This window comes from Variovorax sp. GW823-FHT02B07, assembly GCF_058797695.1.
Map to the genome: position 1 here is coordinate 1,221,971 of NZ_JBXAJX010000002.1, position 16,142 is coordinate 1,238,112.

Annotated in this window: 14 protein-coding genes; 8 read left to right on the forward strand and 6 right to left on the reverse strand. The window is 70.0% G+C overall.

The genetic code is table 11. The annotated features are described in order from the left end of the window. The first annotated feature begins 24 nt into the window (after positions 1-24). Together AC1RGU_RS16640 and AC1RGU_RS16645 are read left to right on the forward strand one after the other, a co-directional pair. The gene (locus AC1RGU_RS16640) at positions 25-1,251 is read left to right on the forward strand and encodes a patatin-like phospholipase family protein (RefSeq protein WP_447744858.1); all 1,227 of its coding nucleotides are present in this window, start codon (positions 25-27) and stop codon (positions 1,249-1,251) included. Between the two features lie 73 nt (positions 1,252-1,324). Beyond that, on the forward strand, positions 1,325-2,107 hold the full coding sequence (locus AC1RGU_RS16645; RefSeq protein ID WP_062481077.1) for a 3-hydroxybutyrate dehydrogenase: 783 nt from the start codon (positions 1,325-1,327) through the stop codon (positions 2,105-2,107). 3 nt (positions 2,108-2,110) lie between these two features. On the opposite strand, the gene AC1RGU_RS16650 is transcribed toward AC1RGU_RS16645, so the two are convergent. Further along, positions 2,111-3,052, reverse strand: coding sequence for a bifunctional helix-turn-helix transcriptional regulator/GNAT family N-acetyltransferase (locus AC1RGU_RS16650; protein ID WP_492696914.1), 942 nt, complete (start codon positions 3,050-3,052; stop codon positions 2,111-2,113). A 156-nt stretch (positions 3,053-3,208) separates the two neighbouring features. Between AC1RGU_RS16650 and AC1RGU_RS16655 the strand changes: the two genes are divergently transcribed. After that, positions 3,209-5,590: a YgiQ family radical SAM protein gene (locus tag AC1RGU_RS16655; RefSeq protein ID WP_492696915.1), complete on the forward strand. Its 2,382-nt coding sequence runs from the start codon at positions 3,209-3,211 to the stop codon at positions 5,588-5,590. Between the two features lie 19 nt (positions 5,591-5,609). Here AC1RGU_RS16655 and AC1RGU_RS16660 read toward each other — a convergent pair whose 3' ends face one another. Beyond that, positions 5,610-6,251, reverse strand: coding sequence for a DUF1294 domain-containing protein (locus AC1RGU_RS16660; protein ID WP_492696916.1), 642 nt, complete (start codon positions 6,249-6,251; stop codon positions 5,610-5,612). Between the two features lie 291 nt (positions 6,252-6,542). On the opposite strand from AC1RGU_RS16660, the gene AC1RGU_RS16665 reads away from it, so the two are divergent. The 3 genes from AC1RGU_RS16665 (at position 6,543) to AC1RGU_RS16675 (ending at position 10,609) form a co-directional block, all read left to right on the forward strand. Next, a complete protein-coding gene (locus AC1RGU_RS16665; RefSeq protein WP_492696917.1) occupies positions 6,543-7,463 on the forward strand; it encodes a DMT family transporter in 921 nt (306 codons plus the stop codon). Between the two features lie 7 nt (positions 7,464-7,470). Next, positions 7,471-8,382 carry a hypothetical protein gene (locus tag AC1RGU_RS16670; protein WP_062481616.1) on the forward strand — a complete coding sequence of 304 codons (912 nt, stop codon included), beginning with the start codon at positions 7,471-7,473 and terminating at the stop codon, positions 8,380-8,382. Positions 8,383-8,524: 142 nt separating this feature from the next. Continuing rightward, the gene (locus AC1RGU_RS16675; protein ID WP_492696918.1) at positions 8,525-10,609 is read left to right on the forward strand and encodes an esterase-like activity of phytase family protein; all 2,085 of its coding nucleotides are present in this window, start codon (positions 8,525-8,527) and stop codon (positions 10,607-10,609) included. Between the two features lie 6 nt (positions 10,610-10,615). On the opposite strand, the gene AC1RGU_RS16680 is transcribed toward AC1RGU_RS16675, so the two are convergent. Then, positions 10,616-11,488: a CoA transferase gene (locus tag AC1RGU_RS16680; protein ID WP_492696919.1), complete on the reverse strand. Its 873-nt coding sequence runs from the start codon at positions 11,486-11,488 to the stop codon at positions 10,616-10,618. A 163-nt stretch (positions 11,489-11,651) separates the two neighbouring features. Here AC1RGU_RS16680 and AC1RGU_RS16685 point away from each other — a divergent pair, with 163 nt between their 5' ends. Further along, positions 11,652-12,554, forward strand: coding sequence for an SDR family oxidoreductase (locus AC1RGU_RS16685; RefSeq protein WP_095745627.1), 903 nt, complete (start codon positions 11,652-11,654; stop codon positions 12,552-12,554). Between the two features lie 3 nt (positions 12,555-12,557). Here AC1RGU_RS16685 and AC1RGU_RS16690 read toward each other — a convergent pair whose 3' ends face one another. Beyond that, the gene (locus AC1RGU_RS16690) at positions 12,558-13,016 is read right to left on the reverse strand and encodes an Lrp/AsnC family transcriptional regulator (protein ID WP_095745626.1); all 459 of its coding nucleotides are present in this window, start codon (positions 13,014-13,016) and stop codon (positions 12,558-12,560) included. A 125-nt stretch (positions 13,017-13,141) separates the two neighbouring features. On the opposite strand from AC1RGU_RS16690, the gene AC1RGU_RS16695 reads away from it, so the two are divergent. After that, positions 13,142-13,753, forward strand: coding sequence for a glutathione S-transferase (locus AC1RGU_RS16695; protein ID WP_492696920.1), 612 nt, complete (start codon positions 13,142-13,144; stop codon positions 13,751-13,753). Between the two features lie 10 nt (positions 13,754-13,763). On the opposite strand, the gene AC1RGU_RS16700 is transcribed toward AC1RGU_RS16695, so the two are convergent. Both AC1RGU_RS16700 and AC1RGU_RS16705 read right to left on the reverse strand, forming a co-directional pair. After that, a complete protein-coding gene (locus AC1RGU_RS16700; protein WP_062481598.1) occupies positions 13,764-14,153 on the reverse strand; it encodes a DUF488 domain-containing protein in 390 nt (129 codons plus the stop codon). Between the two features lie 41 nt (positions 14,154-14,194). Beyond that, a complete protein-coding gene (locus AC1RGU_RS16705) occupies positions 14,195-16,072 on the reverse strand; it encodes a PhoX family protein (RefSeq protein ID WP_492696921.1) in 1,878 nt (625 codons plus the stop codon). Positions 16,073-16,142 lie beyond the last annotated feature (70 nt).

A 16,142-nucleotide genomic window follows, 5' to 3' on the forward strand; every position in this document is an offset into this window, starting at 1 on the left:
GCGGGGCTGGTGTCCAATGACCGCATGACGACGACACCCAAGAAAAAGCCTCGCGCCGCCACCGCTGCTTCCTCTTCTTCGCACGCACCACCCCATCCCTTCATCGCCCGCCGCGAAGGCATGCGCACCGCCCGCAAGGCGCTGGTGCTGCAGGGCGGCGGTGCGCTCGGCGCCTACCAGGCGGGCGTGTACGCCGCGCTCAGCGAGACCGACCTGCAGCCGCACTGGATCGCGGGCGTGTCGATCGGCGCCATCAACGCCGCGCTCATCGCCGGCAATGCGCCCGCGCAGCGGGTCGACCGGCTGCGTGAGTTCTGGCACCTGGTGTCTTCGGGGCCGGCGCAGCGCCTGCCGTCGTGGCTGGGTGACCGCGCCACGCAGAACCAGTGGAGCGCCACCATGGCCTCGCTGGTCGGCATTCCGGGTTTCTTCGAACCGCGCTATTCGCCGGCCCTGCTGCTGGGCGGTGCCGCGCCGCTGTTGAGCTACTACGACACCTCGCCGCTGAAGGCCACGCTGGAGCGGCTCATCGACTTCGACCGCATCAACGCCTGCGAGGCGCGCTTCAGCGTGGGCGCCGTCAACGTGCGCACCGGCAACTCGGTGTACTTCGACAACACGCGCCAGCGCATCGGCCCCGAGCACATCATGGCCAGCGGCGCATTGCCGCCGGGCTTTGCGCCGGTGCACATCGACGGCGACGACTACTGGGACGGCGGCATCGTCTCGAACACGCCGCTGCAGTACGTGCTCGACACGCACCCGCGCTCCGAGGCGCTGGTGGTGCTGCAGGTCGACCTGTTCAACGCGCGCGGCGAGATGCCGCACACGCTGTCGGGCGTGATGGAGCGCCAGAAGGACATCACCTACTCGAGCCGCACGCGCCTGAACACCGATGCGCTGGCGGCCAACATGAACCTGCAGCAGGCCATTGCCGACCTGATCGCCAAGCTGCCGCCCGGCCTGCGCAACGACCCGAGCGTGGTCGAGGTGCAGGCGCAGCTCACGCACGAGCCGATCGACATCTTTCACCTGATCTACCGCGACAAGACGTACGAGCTCGAGTCGAAGGACTACGAGTTCTCGCGCGCCGCGGTCGAGGAGCACTGGGAATCGGGCGTGCGCGACATGGGCAAGACGCTCGCCCACCCCGAAACGCTGCGCGCCGACGCCACGGTGAACGGCGTGACCACCTTCGACCTCGGCGAGCCGGGCACCGGGCGCATCAAGCGGCCGGGGCTGTCGCGCTGAGGGAAGACAGCCGGGCGCGTGCCCGGTTCTTGCTCGCTTTTTTCCTATCCACCACTTCCAAGGACGCTTCACCATGCAACTCAAGGACAAGGTCGCCTACATCACCGGCTCGGCCAGCGGCATCGGCAAGGAAATCGCCATCCTGTTCGCGCAGGAAGGCGCCAAGATCATCATTGCCGACCTCAACAAGGAAGCGGCCGACGCGACCGCCGCCGAGCTGAAGGCCACGGGCGCGCAGGCCATCGGCGTGGGCGTCGACGTGACGAATGAAGACCAGGTCAATGCCTCGGTGGAAGAGGGCGCGAAGGCCTTCGGCGGCATCGACATCCTCATCAGCAATGCCGGCATCCAGATCGTGCATCCGGTCGACGAGTTCAGCTTCGCCGACTGGAAGAAGATGCTCGCCATTCACCTGGACGGTGCGTTCCTCACCACCAAGGCCTGCCTCAAGCACATGTACGCACAGGGCCGCGGCGGCAGCGTGATCTACATGGGCTCGGTGCACTCCAAGGAGGCGTCGCTGCTGAAGGCGCCGTACGTGACGGCCAAGCACGGCCTCATCGGGTTGGCCAAGACGGTCGCGAAAGAGGGCGCCAAGCACGGTGTGCGCGCCAACGTGATCTGCCCGGGCTTCGTGCGCACGCCGCTGGTCGAGAAGCAGATTCCCGAACAGGCGAAGACGCTGGGCATCACCGAGGAGCAGGTCGTCAAGAACGTGATGCTCAAGGAGACGGTGGATGGCGAGTTCACCACCACGGACGATGTGGCGCGCGTGGCGCTGCTGTTCGCGGCTTTCCCGACGAATGCGTTGACCGGCCAGTCGCTGGTGGTGAGCCACGGCTGGTACATGCAGTAGGCGCTACAGCTTCAGCTCCCACGTCTCGCCCACCTGCGGCTGGCCGTAGCCCTCGTGCGGCTCCGAGTGCGTGAGCTGGAAGCCGCGCTTGGCGTAGATGCTGCGCGCGGCCGTGAGGCAGCTGTTGGTCCACAGCGTCATCTTCTTGTAGCCCTTGCGGCGCGCGAAGGCGATGCACTCGTCCACGAGGCGCCCGCCCAGGCCCAGCCCGCGCGCGGCCGGCGTGAGGATCAGCATGCGCAGCTGCGCCACGGTGGCCGACTTGCGCACCACGAAGATCGCGCCGACGCGCTCGCCGTTGAGCTCGGCGATCCAGCAACGCTCCCATTCGGGCTGAAACTTGAGCAGGAACTCGCCCGCGATGCCCGCCACGAGCGCTTCAAAGCGGTGGTCCCAGCCGTATTCGCGCGCGTACAGCTCGCCGTGCTGCTGCACCACCCAGCCGATGTCACCGGGCGCGGGGTCGCGCAGCACAGCCGCCTGGGGACGGGCCGGCGATGCGGCCGGTTCGAGCAGCGCCTGCACCGTGTCCATGGCCTGCACCAGCTGGTTCTGCTGCGCCGGCGGCAGCGCCGCGAGCAGGGCGGCGGCCTCGTCGCGCGATTTCTGTTGCAGCGGCGCAAACGCGGCATGGCCGGCTTCCGTCAGGCGCAGCACGCTCTGGCGCGCGTCGCGCGGGTGCGGCTCGCGCGTGAGCCAGCCGTGGGTTTCGAAGCGGCGCAGGATGCGGCTGAGGTAGCCGGCGTCAAAGCCCAGGTCGCGCCCGATCTCGCTGGCGACGGGGGTTTCGCGGTGCGCCAGCTCGTAGAGCACGCGCACGTCGGTCAGCGACAGGTCGCTGCCCAGGTAGGGGTCGAGGGCGCCGATGCGGCGCGTGTAGAAGCGGTTGAACCGGCGGATGGCCTTGACGGCGGACGGGTCGACGGAGGGCGTTGGCGTGGGCATGGTTGCCATTGTCATTCAAGTTGATTGACTTTGGCAATCAAATAAGAGCCCTCGCATCCCGGGGCAAGGGATCTTCAGGGCGACAGAAATGCTGGAAAACCCTAAAATCGAGGGTTGCCCACACAGGCGGCGCCCCGGCGCTGTCCGCTCCCACCGATGAACGCCCCCGTCGACGTCTCCTTTTTTGCGCGTGCCGCCAAGCCGCTGACCAGCTACCGCAAGTACTGGGCGGCCCGTTTCGGCACGGCCAAGTTCCTGCCGACCTCGCGCAAGGAGATGGACGCGCTCGGCTGGGACAGCTGCGACATCATCGTGGTCACGGGCGACGCCTACGTCGACCATCCCAGCTTCGGCATGTCGGTCATCGGCCGCATGCTCGAGGCGCAGGGCTTTCGCGTGGGCATCATCGCGCAGCCCGACTGGCAAAGCGCCGAGCCCTTCAAGGTGCTGGGCAAGCCGAACCTGTTCTTCGGCGTCACGGCCGGCAACATGGATTCGATGATCAACCGCTACACGGCGGACCGGAAGATCCGTAGCGACGACGCCTACACCCCCGGCGACGTCGGCGGCTCGCGCCCCGATCGCGCGGCCATCGTGTATTCGCAGCGCTGCAAGGAAGCCTGGAACGACGTGCCGATCATCCTCGGCGGCATCGAAGGCAGCCTGCGCCGCATCGCGCACTACGACTACTGGTCGGACAAGGTGCGCCGCTCCATCGTCGTCGATGCCAAGTGCGACCTGCTGCTGTACGGCAACGCCGAGCGCGCCATCGTCGAGATCGCGCACCGCCTGGCCGCCAAGGAGCCGGTGCAGCAGATCACCGACGTGCGCGGCACCGCCTATGTGCGCCGTGAAACGCCCGAGGCCTGGTTCGAGATCAACTCCACCAGCGTCGACGAGCCGGGCCGCGTCGAGGCGCACGTCAACCCGTACCTGATGGTGTCCGACCAGGCCAAGGCCAACGGCGCCACCTGCGCGAAGGAAGACGAGGCCGAAGCTGTCGCTAAGGCCGCCGAAGCCGCGGGCTCTGCCGCCGGTTCGGTCGTCAACCCCGCCATCAAGCCGCTGAACTTCGTGCCCAACCCGGCGCTGCAAGGCCGCGGCAAGATCGCCGTGCCGCCGCGCGACCGCTCGGTGATCCGCCTGCCGTCGTACGAGCAGGTGCGCAGCGACCCGGTGCTCTACGCCCACGCCAACCGCGTGCTGCACCTCGAGACCAACCCCGGCAACGCCCGCGCACTCGTGCAGGCGCACGGCGAGGGCGCCACCGCGCGCGACGTGTGGATCAACCCGCCGCCCATTCCGCTCACCACGGCCGAGATGGACCACGTGTTCGACCTGCCGTATGCGCGCAGCCCGCACCCGCGCTACGCCGACGAGAACGGCAGCCACGACGGCGCGACCAAGATTCCCGCGTGGGAAATGATCCGCTTCAGCGTGAACATCATGCGCGGCTGCTTCGGCGGCTGCACCTTCTGCTCGATCACCGAGCACGAGGGCCGCATCATCCAGAGCCGCTCGGAAGACTCGATCATCAAGGAGGTCGAGGCCATCCGCGATTCGGTCAGCGGCTTCACCGGCACCATCTCCGACCTGGGCGGCCCCACGGCCAACATGTACCGCCTGGGCTGCAAGAGCCCCGCGATCGAGGCGGCGTGCCGCAAGCCCAGCTGCGTGTACCCAGGCATCTGCCCGAACCTGGGCACTAACCACGACCCGCTCATCAAGATCTACCGCCGCGCGCGGGCGCTCAAGGGCATCAAGAAGATCCTCATCGGTTCCGGCCTGCGCTACGACCTGGCCGTGCAGTCGCCCGAGTACGTGAAGGAGCTGGTGCAGCACCACGTCGGCGGCTACCTGAAGATCGCGCCCGAGCACACCGAGCAGGGCCCGCTCACCAAGATGATGAAGCCCGGCATCGGCAGCTACGACAAGTTCAAGCAGATGTTCGAGAAGTACTCGGCCGAGGCGGGCAAGAAGCAGTACCTCATTCCGTACTTCATTGCCGCGCACCCGGGCACCAGCGACGAGGACATGATGAACCTCGCAATCTGGCTCAAGAAGAACGGCTTCCGTGCCGACCAGGTGCAGACCTTCTACCCGAGCCCGATGGCCACGGCGACGACGATGTACCACACCAACAAGAACCCGCTGCGCAAGATCACGCGCGAGAGCGAGACGGTGGACATCGTGCGCGGCGACAAGCGCCGCCGCCTGCACAAGGCCTTCCTGCGCTACCACGATGCCAACAACTGGCCGCTGCTGCGCGAGGCCCTCAAGAGCATGGGCCGCGCCGACCTCATCGGCAACGGCAAGCACCATCTGATCCCGACGTGGCAGCCGCTGACCGATGGCGGCTACACGAGCGCGCGCCGCAAGAACTCGACCTCCGCGCCGGTGGCCGCCAAGGCCGCGGCGCCAGTCAGGCTGGCGCCGGTGAAGCCCTCCAAGGGCCGCATCCTCACGCAGCACACGGGCCTGCCGCCGCGCGACAACGGCAGCAAGCCGCTCAACAAGCCTTCACGCAAGGTGCGTTGAGGCCTGGTCGAAGGCGCGGTCAGCCGAAGGCCGCGTGCTTCGACAGCCAGAACACCCACGCCCCCAGCGCCGCGCAATGCAGCGCGACCGTGACGTAGAACCTCCACAGGAAACTCGCCTTGCTCGACTTGTGCCGCAGCAGCTGCTGCGCGCACCACGCGCCCGGCCAGCCACCCGCGAGCGCGAGCAGGTGCAGCGTGCTTTCCTGCGTGCGCCAGCGCCCGGCCTGCGCCGCGCGCTTGTCGAAGGCGTAGGCCCCGAAGGTGAGCAGGCTCAGCCCCGCGACGACCGCCAGCGCGAGCAGCGGCAGGCGGCCGAGCCAGACGGCGGCGCCCAGGCCCAGCGCGTAGACCCCGATCAGCCACGCGCCCCACGGCGTGCCGGCCGTGCTGCGACCCGAAGGCCGGCGAGGCTGCGGGCGTGATGCTGCACGAGGCACGGCAGCCGCCGAGGCCGCAGCCGCTTCCACGGCCACCGCACGCGGCCCCTTGCCGCCGACATGGATCTCTTCGAAGTGCACCGCCATGCCGACCTGCGGCCTCAGCTGGCGGTCGCGAAAGTCGCGCAGGTGCACGAACACGTCGGCCGACACCTCCGGGCTGCGGATGAAACCGAAGCCGCGCTCGGCCTCCCAACGAACGAGTCGACCTTGGCGCTTCATGGCATGCAGTGAGAAAGGGCAGGGCACATGCCGGCGATTCTCTCTTGTGGGCGCGGGGCGCCGCTCCTATCATCGGCCGCTCATGCACCTGCATCACTCTCCCCCTTCGTCGACCTGCCGCTGACGTTCGCGCGCGCCTCGCGCCGCGCCCGTCAGGCCCGCAAGTGGTCGCTGCCGTCCGCCTTCTTCCGCTGAGCGAAGACAGGCCGGGCGGTGGCCGGATGGTCATGCCCGCCCCCGGCAATGCGTCGACGCGACGCCGAGGCGACGGGCCTCACGGAGAGTTTCAACATGAATGCAAGAACAACGGCCGCCCTGGCCTGGGGCGGCGTGCTGCTGGCCGGCGTGCTCTGGGGCGGCGGCGCCCTGGTGGCGCAATTCCTGATCGACGGCGGCATCGCGCCGCACAGCCTGTCGCTGGCGCGCTTCGCGCTGGGCATGCCGCTGCTGTGGTGGCTGCACTGGCAGGCGACGCGGCGCGCGCCGGTCGCCCATGCCGGGTGGCGCCACCTGACGCGGCGCGAGCAGGGCCACGTCGTCGGCACCGGCGCCGCGATGGCGCTGAACGTGAGCTGCTGGTTCGCCGGCATCGCGCACTTGGGCGCGGCATTGCCGACGGTGATCTCGATCTGCTGCGCGCCGCTGATCGTGGCCTGCGTGTCGGTGCTGCGCGGCTACGAACCCTTCGGTGCGCGCCTGCTCGGCGGCCTCGTGCTGGCGCTGGCGGGCGTGCTGCTGCTGGTGATGCCGGCCGCTGGCTGGGGCGCCTTGCCGACGGGCTACGGTGCCGGGCTCGCGTGGTCCTTCGGCTCGGCCGTCTGCTACGCGCTGGTGGTGCTGGGCAACGCGCGCATGCCGGCGCGGGTGCCGGCCGTCACCGCGTCCGCGTGGGGCATGAGCGCCGCGGCGCTGTGCATGCTCAGTGTCGCGGTGGCGAACGGCATCACCTGGCCCGAGGGCGCGGCGCAATGGACGGGCGCGGCCTACACCGGCGTGGCGACCACGTCGGTGGCCTACCTGGCCTTCGCCTGGGGCGCGCGCCGGCTGTCGCCGACGGCGGCGGTGGTCGGCACGCTGATCGAGCCGCTGGTGGCGGCCTGGCTCGCGGCGCTGTGGCTGGCGCAGCCGATGGCGCCGCGCCAATGGCTGGGCGCGGCGCTGCTGGCGGGGGCGATGCTGCTGCTGGTGCGGCGGAACCGGGGTATCGTGTAGCCCCATGATGAGCAGTTCGCCCCCCGTGCCGGTTTCGTGGAAGCGCATCCTGGCGGTGGCCGCCTGCTGCGGCGTGTCGCTGCTGGCGCAGGCGGCGGCCCCCGAGGCCTCCGCGCCCGCGGGTGCCCAGGCCCTGCGCGCCGAGCACCAGAAGCTCAGCGACAAGCTCGACCAGAGCCGCTTCGGGCGTCCCGTGCAACTCGATTCCACCGAGACGCCCGGCGGCCTCGAGGGCGACATCTACGCCGTGGTCGAGCACCCGCTGTCGAAGGTCAGCGCGGCGCTCAAGGGCTCGGACCACTGGTGCGAACTGCTCACGCTGCACATCAACAACCGGCGCTGCCGCATCAGCACCTCGCCGCAGGGCAAGGAGACGCTCACGCTGTTCGTGGTGCGCCGCTACGACAAGCCGGTCGACCAGGCCTTCGAGCTGCCTTTTGCCTACCGCGTGGCCAGCGCCACGCCCGAGCACCTGCAGGTCGAGATGTCGGCCGACACCGGCCCGTTCGGCACCAGCAACTACCGCGTGCGGCTCGAAGCGGTGGCGCTCGACGAGCGCAAGACCTTCCTGCACTTCAGCTACGGCTACAACCACAACACGATGGTGCGGCTTGCCACGCAGGCCTACCTCGCGACCTTCGGCAGTTCCAAGGTGGGCTTCACCGTGGTGGGCAAGGGCGCCGACGGCCAGCCCGAGTACATCCGCGGCCTGCGCGGGCTGGTGGAGCGCAATGCGATGCGCTACTTCCTCACGCTCGACGCCTACCTGGCCACCGGCGCCAACGACCCGGCCGAGCGCCGGCAGCGCTACTGGTTCGCGGCGGCCGAGCGCTACCCGCGCCAGCTGCACGAGGTCGACCTCGACACCTACCTCGCGGTGAAGCGCGAAGACCGCCAGCGCGACGGCAGCGGCCGCTGAAAAGGCGCCGACCACCGCAACCTTTCGGTTGCAGTTTCACGGGCTTGTCATCTGCCTCGGCATTAATCGCCGGGGCTTGCGCCTTTGCGCGGGCGCATCACAAGGACAACAAGCAATGCGCAAGACAACAAGAGGATCGAGGATGGGATGGCTGGCGCTCGTGGGCGCTGGCGCGGTGCTGACCGCCTGCGGCGGCGGCAACGGCGGCGGGGGCGGCTGGTCGTTCCCGGTGGGCGGTGGCACGACCAATCCGCCCGCTGCACAGTCGAAAACCGGCACCTTCCTGGATGCCGCCGTGGAGGGCCTCGACTACGTGGCCGGCAGCGCCGCCAAGGCCGCCACCAACGCCAAGGGCGAATTCATCTGCAAGGACGGCGAGACCGTCACCTTCAGCGCCGGCGCGCTGGCCCTGGGCAGCGCCGCCTGCGGCGACGCGATCACGCCGCTCACCCTGGCCGGCGGCAGCGACGTGAAGGCCGATGCCGTGGTCAATCGCCTGCTCGCGCTGCAGAGCTTCGACGAGGACCGCGACCCCGCCAACGGCATCCGCCTGACGCCCGCGCTCAAGGCCGCGCTGACGGCCGGCGCGCTCGATTTCAACGCCGCGCCCGACGCCTTCCACACTGCGCTCAACGCGGTGCTGGCCGCGTTGCCCGCTCCCTACAATGCCCGCATGGTCGACGCGAACCGCCGCATGCTGGCCCGAGAGCACTTCGAGGACACGCTGGCCTCGCGGCTGGGTGCACCGGTCACCGAAGCGTCGACGCAGACGAACCAGCTCGGCGCCATCGGCATCGCCGTCACGCGCTATCAGCTGCAGGCCGACACCCGCTTCCACGTGCCCTACGAGGGCGACAGCACGGACATCAAGGCCGACTTTCCGCAGGGCTTCCTGCCGGCCTACGGCTCGGGCCTGGCGTTCAAGGGCAAGGCCGACGACGGCGCGCTCGAGTTCTACGCCATCACCGACCGCGGCCCCAACGGCGACGGCCCGACCGCGCCCGTGCCCGGCGGCGGCGACGGTGTCACCAGCATCAGCAAGGTGTTCCCGGCGCCGTCGTTCGCACCGAGCTTCGGCGTTGTGCGCGTGGGCAAGACCGGCGCGGTGCTCAGCACCAGCGTGCCGCTGCGGCTCGATGCCGGCAAGAAGATCACCGGCCTGCCGCCGCGCTCGGGCGTGGGCTCGACCGGCGAGACCCCGCTGACCGACGAGTACAAGTTCGACGAAGCCAAGGCAGGCTACGACGCCAACGGCCTCGACCCCGAGACCCTGGTGCTCGACAAGGCGCGCAACGTGCTGTGGACCAGCGACGAGTACGGCCCCTTCATCGCGCGCCTGAACATCGCCAGCGGCGTGATCGAGAAGAAGTACGCGCCCGGCCCCGGCGCCACCGACCTGCCGGCCGTGCTGGCCCAGCGCCGCCCCAACCGCGGCATGGAAGGCCTGACGCTCGACGTGGCCAGCGGCGTGCTGCACGGCTTCCTGCAGAGCCCGATCGATCCGCGCGACGCCAACGGCAAGTCGATCAAGGCCAAGCCGCCGGGCGGCAGCAACACCGACGTGCGCCACATCGCCAAGTTCACGCGCTGGCTCGCGTTCGATCCGGCCACCGAGACCTCCAAGCTCTACGCCTACCCGATCGACGGCAGCCAGTACGACAAGGACCGCACCGGCAACGCCAAGCTCGGCGACATGGTGAGCCTGGGCAACGGCCGCTTCATCGTGATCGAGCAGGGCGCGCGCAAGGGCGACGGCAAGGTGTTCAACAAGCTGATGCTGGTGGAGCTGCCGGCCAACGCGACGAACATCGCAGCCCCGGAGTTCAACCACAACCTCGAGATCAGCAGCATCACGCAGGCCCCGTCGAATGGCGTCGACTATTCGACCGTGGTGACGATGCGCAAGACCGAGCTGCTCGACCTGAACGTGCTGGGCTGGCTGGCCGAGAAGGCCGAGGGCCTGACGGTCGTCGATGACCAGACGCTGGCGCTGGTGAACGACAACGACTTCGGCCTGGGCACCGTGCTGCTCGGCGCCGATGGAAAGACCGTGGCCGGCAGCGTCGAAGACTGCACGGTCGATGCCACCGGCAAGCTCTTCAGCGGCTGCCCCGCGGGCGCCACCAGTGCGCGCATCACGCGCGGCTCCGACCTGGAGCGGCCGACGCGCATCTGGCTCATCAAGCTGGACCGCAAGCTGAGCGACCTGCGCCTGCCGGCGTCCTGAGCGCCGTCAGTCGGCCAGCGTGAGCAGCGGCACGTCGCGCTCGCGGCCCATGGCCTCCAGCTCGGCGCGCGTGCGCGTCGCGAGCCAGGTGGCCAGTGCCGTGTGCGTGGCCAGCGCCATCATGTCCGGCGGCGCCACGCCGGCGACCTCGCACAGGCGCGCCGCGAAGTGCGGCTCCAGCGCCGCCACCGCCACGCGGCCGTCGGCGCAGGGGTAGACGCGGTAGCCCGCGTGCGCGCCGCCCACCGCGCCGTCGGGCTTCGTCAGCCCCCAGGTGCGGGGCAGGGCGAGCCAGTCGGCCGAGGCGTTCAGCGCCACCTCGAGGTACACGCCGCCGCGCTGGCGCGTCTGCTGCAGCACGGCCTTCAGCACCGCCTCGCTCGCGAGCAACGCGCCGCCCATGTCGGCGTACAGCGTGGGTGGCAGCGCCGTGCCGGTGACGAGGCCGCTCTCGGCGAGGTAGGTCAGGTCGTGGCCCGGCTCCTCGGCGCGTTCGCCCGGTGCGCCGACGATGGCGACCTGGGACAGCGCGGGGTGCCGCGCCTGCAGCGAGGCCCAGTCGAGCTTCAGCTTCTGCAGCGCCGACGGGCGGAACGAGGTCAGCAGCACGTCGGTGCGGGCCAGCTCGGCATGCAGCTGCGCCTGGCCGGCCTCGGTCTTCAGGTCGACCGTGCGGACCTCCACGCCCTCGTGCAGCGCCGTGTATGCGGGCCGGTTGTACAGCCCCATCGGATCGCCGCCGGGCGGCTCCAGCTTGAGGCAGGCCGCGCCCATCGTGCGGCAGCGCAGCAGCGCGGCGGGGCCCGGCAGGTTGAGCGCCAGGCTCAGCACGCGCACGCCGTCGAGCGGCAGGAAGGAAGCATCGGAGGAACGGGGCATGGGTCGTGTGTCCGGAAGGTCCAGGGGTGAAAGGGAAGGGGCGCGGCCATTTTCACCCGCCGGCAGAGCCAGATTCCGCAAGCCATGGCGCCCTGGCAGTCGTAGCATGCGGCCGATGGCAGCACGCGCTCCTGCCGCTGCCGCAACGCCAAGGAGACCCCTCATGTTCGAAGCATCCCTGATGCGCGGCCAGCGCATCCTCGTCACCGGCGGCGGCACCGGCCTCGGCCGTGCCATGGCCGAGCGATTCCTGAGCCTGGGCGCTGACGTCGCCATCTGCGGCCGGCGCCAGGCGGTCTGTGAAGAAACCGCCGCCGCCTGGCGCCAGCAGTTTCCCGATCGGCGCATCGATGCCTTCGGCGTCGACATCCGCATCGCGCAGCAGGTCGACGACATGGTCGAGAGCCTGTTCCAGAGCGGCGGGCTCACCGGCCTCGTCAACAACGCGGCGGGCAACTTCGTCTCGCCGACCGAGAGCCTCTCGCCGCGCGCCTTCGACGCCGTGGCCAACATCGTGTTCCACGGCAGCTTCTACGTGACGCAGGCGGTGGGCAAGCGCTGGGTGGCGCAGGCCAAGTCGGGCGCGTGGAAGCCGGGCGACGCCTTCCGCAGCGTGATGAGCATCATCGTCACCTGGGTCGACAACGGCAGCCCCTACGTCGTGCCCTCGGCCATGAGCAAGGCGGGCATCGAGGTCATGACCAAGTCGCTCGCGGTGGAGTGGGCGCGCCACGGCATCCGCCTGAACGCGGTGGGCCCGGGCGAGATCCCGACCGAGGGCATGAGCAAGCGCCTGAACCCCGGCGAGGAACCCGGCGCGCGCAGCATCAAGACCAACCCGATGGCGCGTGTGGGCCGCATGAGCGAGCTGCAGAACCTTGCGTCCTTCCTGATGGCGCCGGGCCAGTGCGACTGGCTCACGGGCCAGAGCATCATGATGGACGGCGGCAATGCGCTGGCCACCGGCGGCAACTTCTACGAGCTGCGCGAGTGGAGCGACGCCGACTGGCTGGCCGCGCGCGAACGCATCGAGGCGCAGAACCAGAAGGACAAGGCGCAGCGCTGACGCTTACTTGCGCGGCGCCTTTGCCGCACCCACGGTGACCAGCTTGCGCACGGGGCTCGACAGCACCAGCGAGGTGGTCACCGAACCATCGACCGCCAGCGCATCCACCACGCGCTCCAGGTCGGTCGGCTCGGCGATGGCGCAGCGCACGAAGAAGCAGTCGGCGCCGGTCACGCGGTCCACCGCGAGCACCTCGGGCATGGCCTCGAAGAGCGCGAGGTAGCGCGCAATGGCCGCGTGCGTGGTGTCGATGCGGATGATGGCCTCCAGCCCCACGCCCAGCGCGCGCAGGTTCACGCGCGCACCGTAGCCTTCGATCACGCCGGCGTGCTCCAGCTTGCGCACGCGCTCGCTCATCGCCGGCTGCGACAGGCCGATGCGCTTGCCGATCGCGGCCAGGCTCTGGCGCGCGTCGGTCTGCAGGGCTTCGAGGATGAGGCGGTCTTTCTTGTCGAGGGTCATGGCGTGCGGCGAAAGAAGAGGGGACCGATGATCGATCGGTGCGTGGCGCCGATTTTCGATGGGTTGCCCTTCTGCGCGCGCGGCGCGGGCGCTATGGTGGCGGTCATCTTTCTTCAGGAGACCCCATGCAACTCGTCGGCATGCTCGACTCGCCCTTCGTTCGCCGCGCCGCGATCTCGCTGCGCCTGCTCGGCTTCGCTTTCGAGCACCGCTCGATCTCCGTCTTCAGCACCTTCGAGCAGTTCCGCGCGATCAACCCCGTGGTGAAGGCCCCGACCTTGGTGTGCGATGACGGCACGGTGCTGATGGATTCGACGCTCATCATCGACCACGCGCAAGCGGTCATCGGCCGCAGCCTGTGGCCCACCGACTCGGCCGCTCGCCTGCGCGACCTGCGCCTCACGGGGCCCGCGCTCGCGGCCTGCGAGAAGACGGTGCAGATCGTCTACGAGCGCAACCTGCGGCCCAGTGAGAAGCAGCACCAGCCGTGGGTCGATCGCGTGCAGGGGCAGCTGAACGCGGCCTATGCCGAACTGGAGCGCGAGCTGGCCGCCACGCCACTGGCGGCGCCCGACGAGCGCACGATCACGCAGGGCGGTATCTCGGCAGCGGTGGCCTGGACCTTCACGCAGTTCATCCTGCCCGACGCCGTGCGCCCATCGGACTTTCCACTGCTCGCCGCCTACACGGCGCAGGCCGAGCAGCTGCCGGTGTTCGTCGGCGCGCCGCTGGCCTGAGCGACCGCGCTCAGGCCGCGATGTCCGCCCCGCGCTCGGCCAGCAGGCCGCGCAGCAGCGAGCGGTGGCAGTGCGACTCGTCCTCGCAGTAGCAGCCGACCGCGAGCGCGGCGGTGTGCGAGAGCGCCGCGAGCAGGTCGAGGCTGCGGCTCGCGTCGGCCTCGGCCATCTCGGCCTTGTACTTGCGCATGAAGGCGTTCCATTGCGCCGGCGTCTCGGCTTCCTGGCCCAGCTTCATCGTCTCGGCCGACGGCGCGAGGTTGGGGTACCACACGTCGTACCAGTTCTGCGAGGCGAACTCGGTCTTCGGCACGCCACGCGGTGGGCGGCGCACGGTGCCGATGCGCAGGCCCTCGCCGGGTGCGCGCGGGGTGCCGAGGCGGACGATGCGGATGCTCATGACGGGGATCTCCTGGGCTGTTGTTGTGATGTGTTCGACGGTCAGGTGCCGACGATACCGCCGTCGCGCCGGCGGATCGCCAGCGTGGCCGAGCGCGGGCGCGCGCTGCCGGGCGTCGCGCCGTCGGGCCAGGCGCTGTTGTGCTTCGCGTCGCCGTCGTCGCGCGACTCGCCCGGGTGCTGGATGTTGACGAACAGCGTGCGCCGGTCGGGCGTGACCACGCAGCCCGTGATCTCGCAGCCGTTGGGCCCCGTGAGAAATCGCTGGATGCGGCCCGTGGCCGGGTCGGCGCACAGCATCTGGTTGTTGCCGAGCGCGGCGTAGGGCGGCTTGCCCATGGACTGCCCGCTCATGTCGGTCTGGATCCACAGCAGCCCGCCGCTGTCGAAGTGCAGGCCGTCTGGGCAGCCGAATGCGTCGGCGCTGTCGCTGGGGTAGCGCGTGCCGGCGCCGGGCTGCGTGGGGTCGCCTGCGAGCGCGTAGTGGTCCCAGGCGAAGGCGGTGCTGGCCGCGTCGCCGCCGTCCTCGCGCCAGCGCAGGATGCCGCCGAAGAAGTTGGGCGCGCGCGGGTTGGCGGCGTCGGCGCCGGGCTTGCCGAGGTCGCCGCGCTGTGTGTTGTTGGTGAGCGTGACGTACACCTCGCCGCTGTGCGGATGCACGGCGATCCATTCAGGGCGGTCCATCTTCGTGCCGCCGACGATGTCACCCGCCAGCCGCGCGTGGATCAGCACCTCGGCCTGATCGGCGAAGCCGCTGGCGGCGTCGATGCCGTGGCGCCCGTGCACGAGCTCCAGCCAGCGCCCGCGCCCGTCGGCGTCGAAGCGCGCGACGTGCAGCGTGCCTTCGTCGAGCAAGTGCCGGTTGGCGGCGCGCGCGGCGGCATCGGTGCCGGGGCGCACGGGGTCGCGGCTCACGAACTTGTAGATGTATTCGAAGCGCGCGTCGTCGCCCATGTAGACCACCACGCGGCCGTCTTTCGCAACGGTGCAGGTCGCGCTTTCCTGCCGCTTGCGGCCGAGCGCGGTGCGCTTGACGGGCACCGAGTCGGGGTCGAAGGGATCGATCTCGACCACCCAGCCGAAGCGATGCGGCTCGTTCGGATGGCGGCTCAGGTCGAAGCGTTCGTCGAAGCGCCAGTACTCCACCCACTGCGCGCCCGGCACCGTGCCGTAGCGGCGCTGCGCGGGTGTCGCGTTCCTGGCTGCCTCCTTCGGGCCGCCGAAGTAGCCATGAAAGTTCTCCTCGCAGGTCAGGTAGGTGCCCCAGGGCGTGACGCCCATCGCGCAGTTGGCGAAGGTGCCGAAGACGCCGGTGCCCGCCGGGTCGGCGGCGGTGCGCATGAGCGGCGTGCCAGCGGCGGGGCCGGCGATGCGCATCGGCGTGCGGCCATGCACGCGGCGCGCGTAGGGCGAGGGCAGCACCTGGCGCCAGCCTTCTTGTGTGCGGCGGACCTCGATCACCGACACGCCCATCGCATGCAGCGACTTGCGGACCTTGTCGGCGTTCCAGGCCTTCACGCCGTCGGGGTGCAGCAGTTGCTCGTCGGTGTACTCGTGGTTCATCACGAGCAGGCCGCGTTCGCCGCGCGCGTCGAGCGCGAAGAAGTGCATGCCGTCGTGGTGCATGCCGGCCTGCAGGGCCTGCTCGTCGGCGCTGTTGCCGGCGTCGGGCGCGAAGGCCGGCATGCGGCCCGCAAGGCCCGTGGGCGCGCCCCAGGGGTAGAGCATCTGCCACTCGTACTCCGGCGGCACCACCACCGCATCGCGTTGCGAAATGGGCACGCTGGTGAAGAAGCCCGAGGGGCTCGTCGCGCTTGTGGAAGGCGGCAGCTGCGAGCGCGCGCAGCCCTGGCCGAACAGCGCGACGACGGCGGCGGTGGCGCCCGATTGCAGGAGAAAGTGACGGCGGTCCAGGGGCATGGCGAGGCGGCGGAGGTGTTGGGTCGGCGACAGTGCGCATCATCGCCCAGCGGCCCGGTCGCGCGATACT

Excerpts from the sequence above, each read along its gene's own strand:
- AC1RGU_RS16640 (WP_447744858.1), top strand. The coding sequence starts at position 25 with ATGACGACGACACCCAAGAAAAAGCCTCGCGCCGCCACCGCTGCTTCC.
- AC1RGU_RS16645 (WP_062481077.1), top strand. The coding sequence starts at position 1,325 with ATGCAACTCAAGGACAAGGTCGCCTACATCACCGGCTCGGCCAGCGGC.
- AC1RGU_RS16650 (WP_492696914.1), bottom strand. The coding sequence starts at position 3,052 with ATGCCCACGCCAACGCCCTCCGTCGACCCGTCCGCCGTCAAGGCCATC.
- AC1RGU_RS16655 (WP_492696915.1), top strand. The coding sequence starts at position 3,209 with ATGAACGCCCCCGTCGACGTCTCCTTTTTTGCGCGTGCCGCCAAGCCG.
- AC1RGU_RS16660 (WP_492696916.1), bottom strand. The coding sequence starts at position 6,251 with ATGAAGCGCCAAGGTCGACTCGTTCGTTGGGAGGCCGAGCGCGGCTTC.
- AC1RGU_RS16665 (WP_492696917.1), top strand. The coding sequence starts at position 6,543 with ATGAATGCAAGAACAACGGCCGCCCTGGCCTGGGGCGGCGTGCTGCTG.
- AC1RGU_RS16670 (WP_062481616.1), top strand. The coding sequence starts at position 7,471 with ATGAGCAGTTCGCCCCCCGTGCCGGTTTCGTGGAAGCGCATCCTGGCG.
- AC1RGU_RS16675 (WP_492696918.1), top strand. The coding sequence starts at position 8,525 with ATGGGATGGCTGGCGCTCGTGGGCGCTGGCGCGGTGCTGACCGCCTGC.
- AC1RGU_RS16680 (WP_492696919.1), bottom strand. The coding sequence starts at position 11,488 with ATGCCCCGTTCCTCCGATGCTTCCTTCCTGCCGCTCGACGGCGTGCGC.
- AC1RGU_RS16685 (WP_095745627.1), top strand. The coding sequence starts at position 11,652 with ATGTTCGAAGCATCCCTGATGCGCGGCCAGCGCATCCTCGTCACCGGC.
- AC1RGU_RS16690 (WP_095745626.1), bottom strand. The coding sequence starts at position 13,016 with ATGACCCTCGACAAGAAAGACCGCCTCATCCTCGAAGCCCTGCAGACC.
- AC1RGU_RS16695 (WP_492696920.1), top strand. The coding sequence starts at position 13,142 with ATGCAACTCGTCGGCATGCTCGACTCGCCCTTCGTTCGCCGCGCCGCG.
- AC1RGU_RS16700 (WP_062481598.1), bottom strand. The coding sequence starts at position 14,153 with ATGAGCATCCGCATCGTCCGCCTCGGCACCCCGCGCGCACCCGGCGAG.
- AC1RGU_RS16705 (WP_492696921.1), bottom strand. The coding sequence starts at position 16,072 with ATGCCCCTGGACCGCCGTCACTTTCTCCTGCAATCGGGCGCCACCGCC.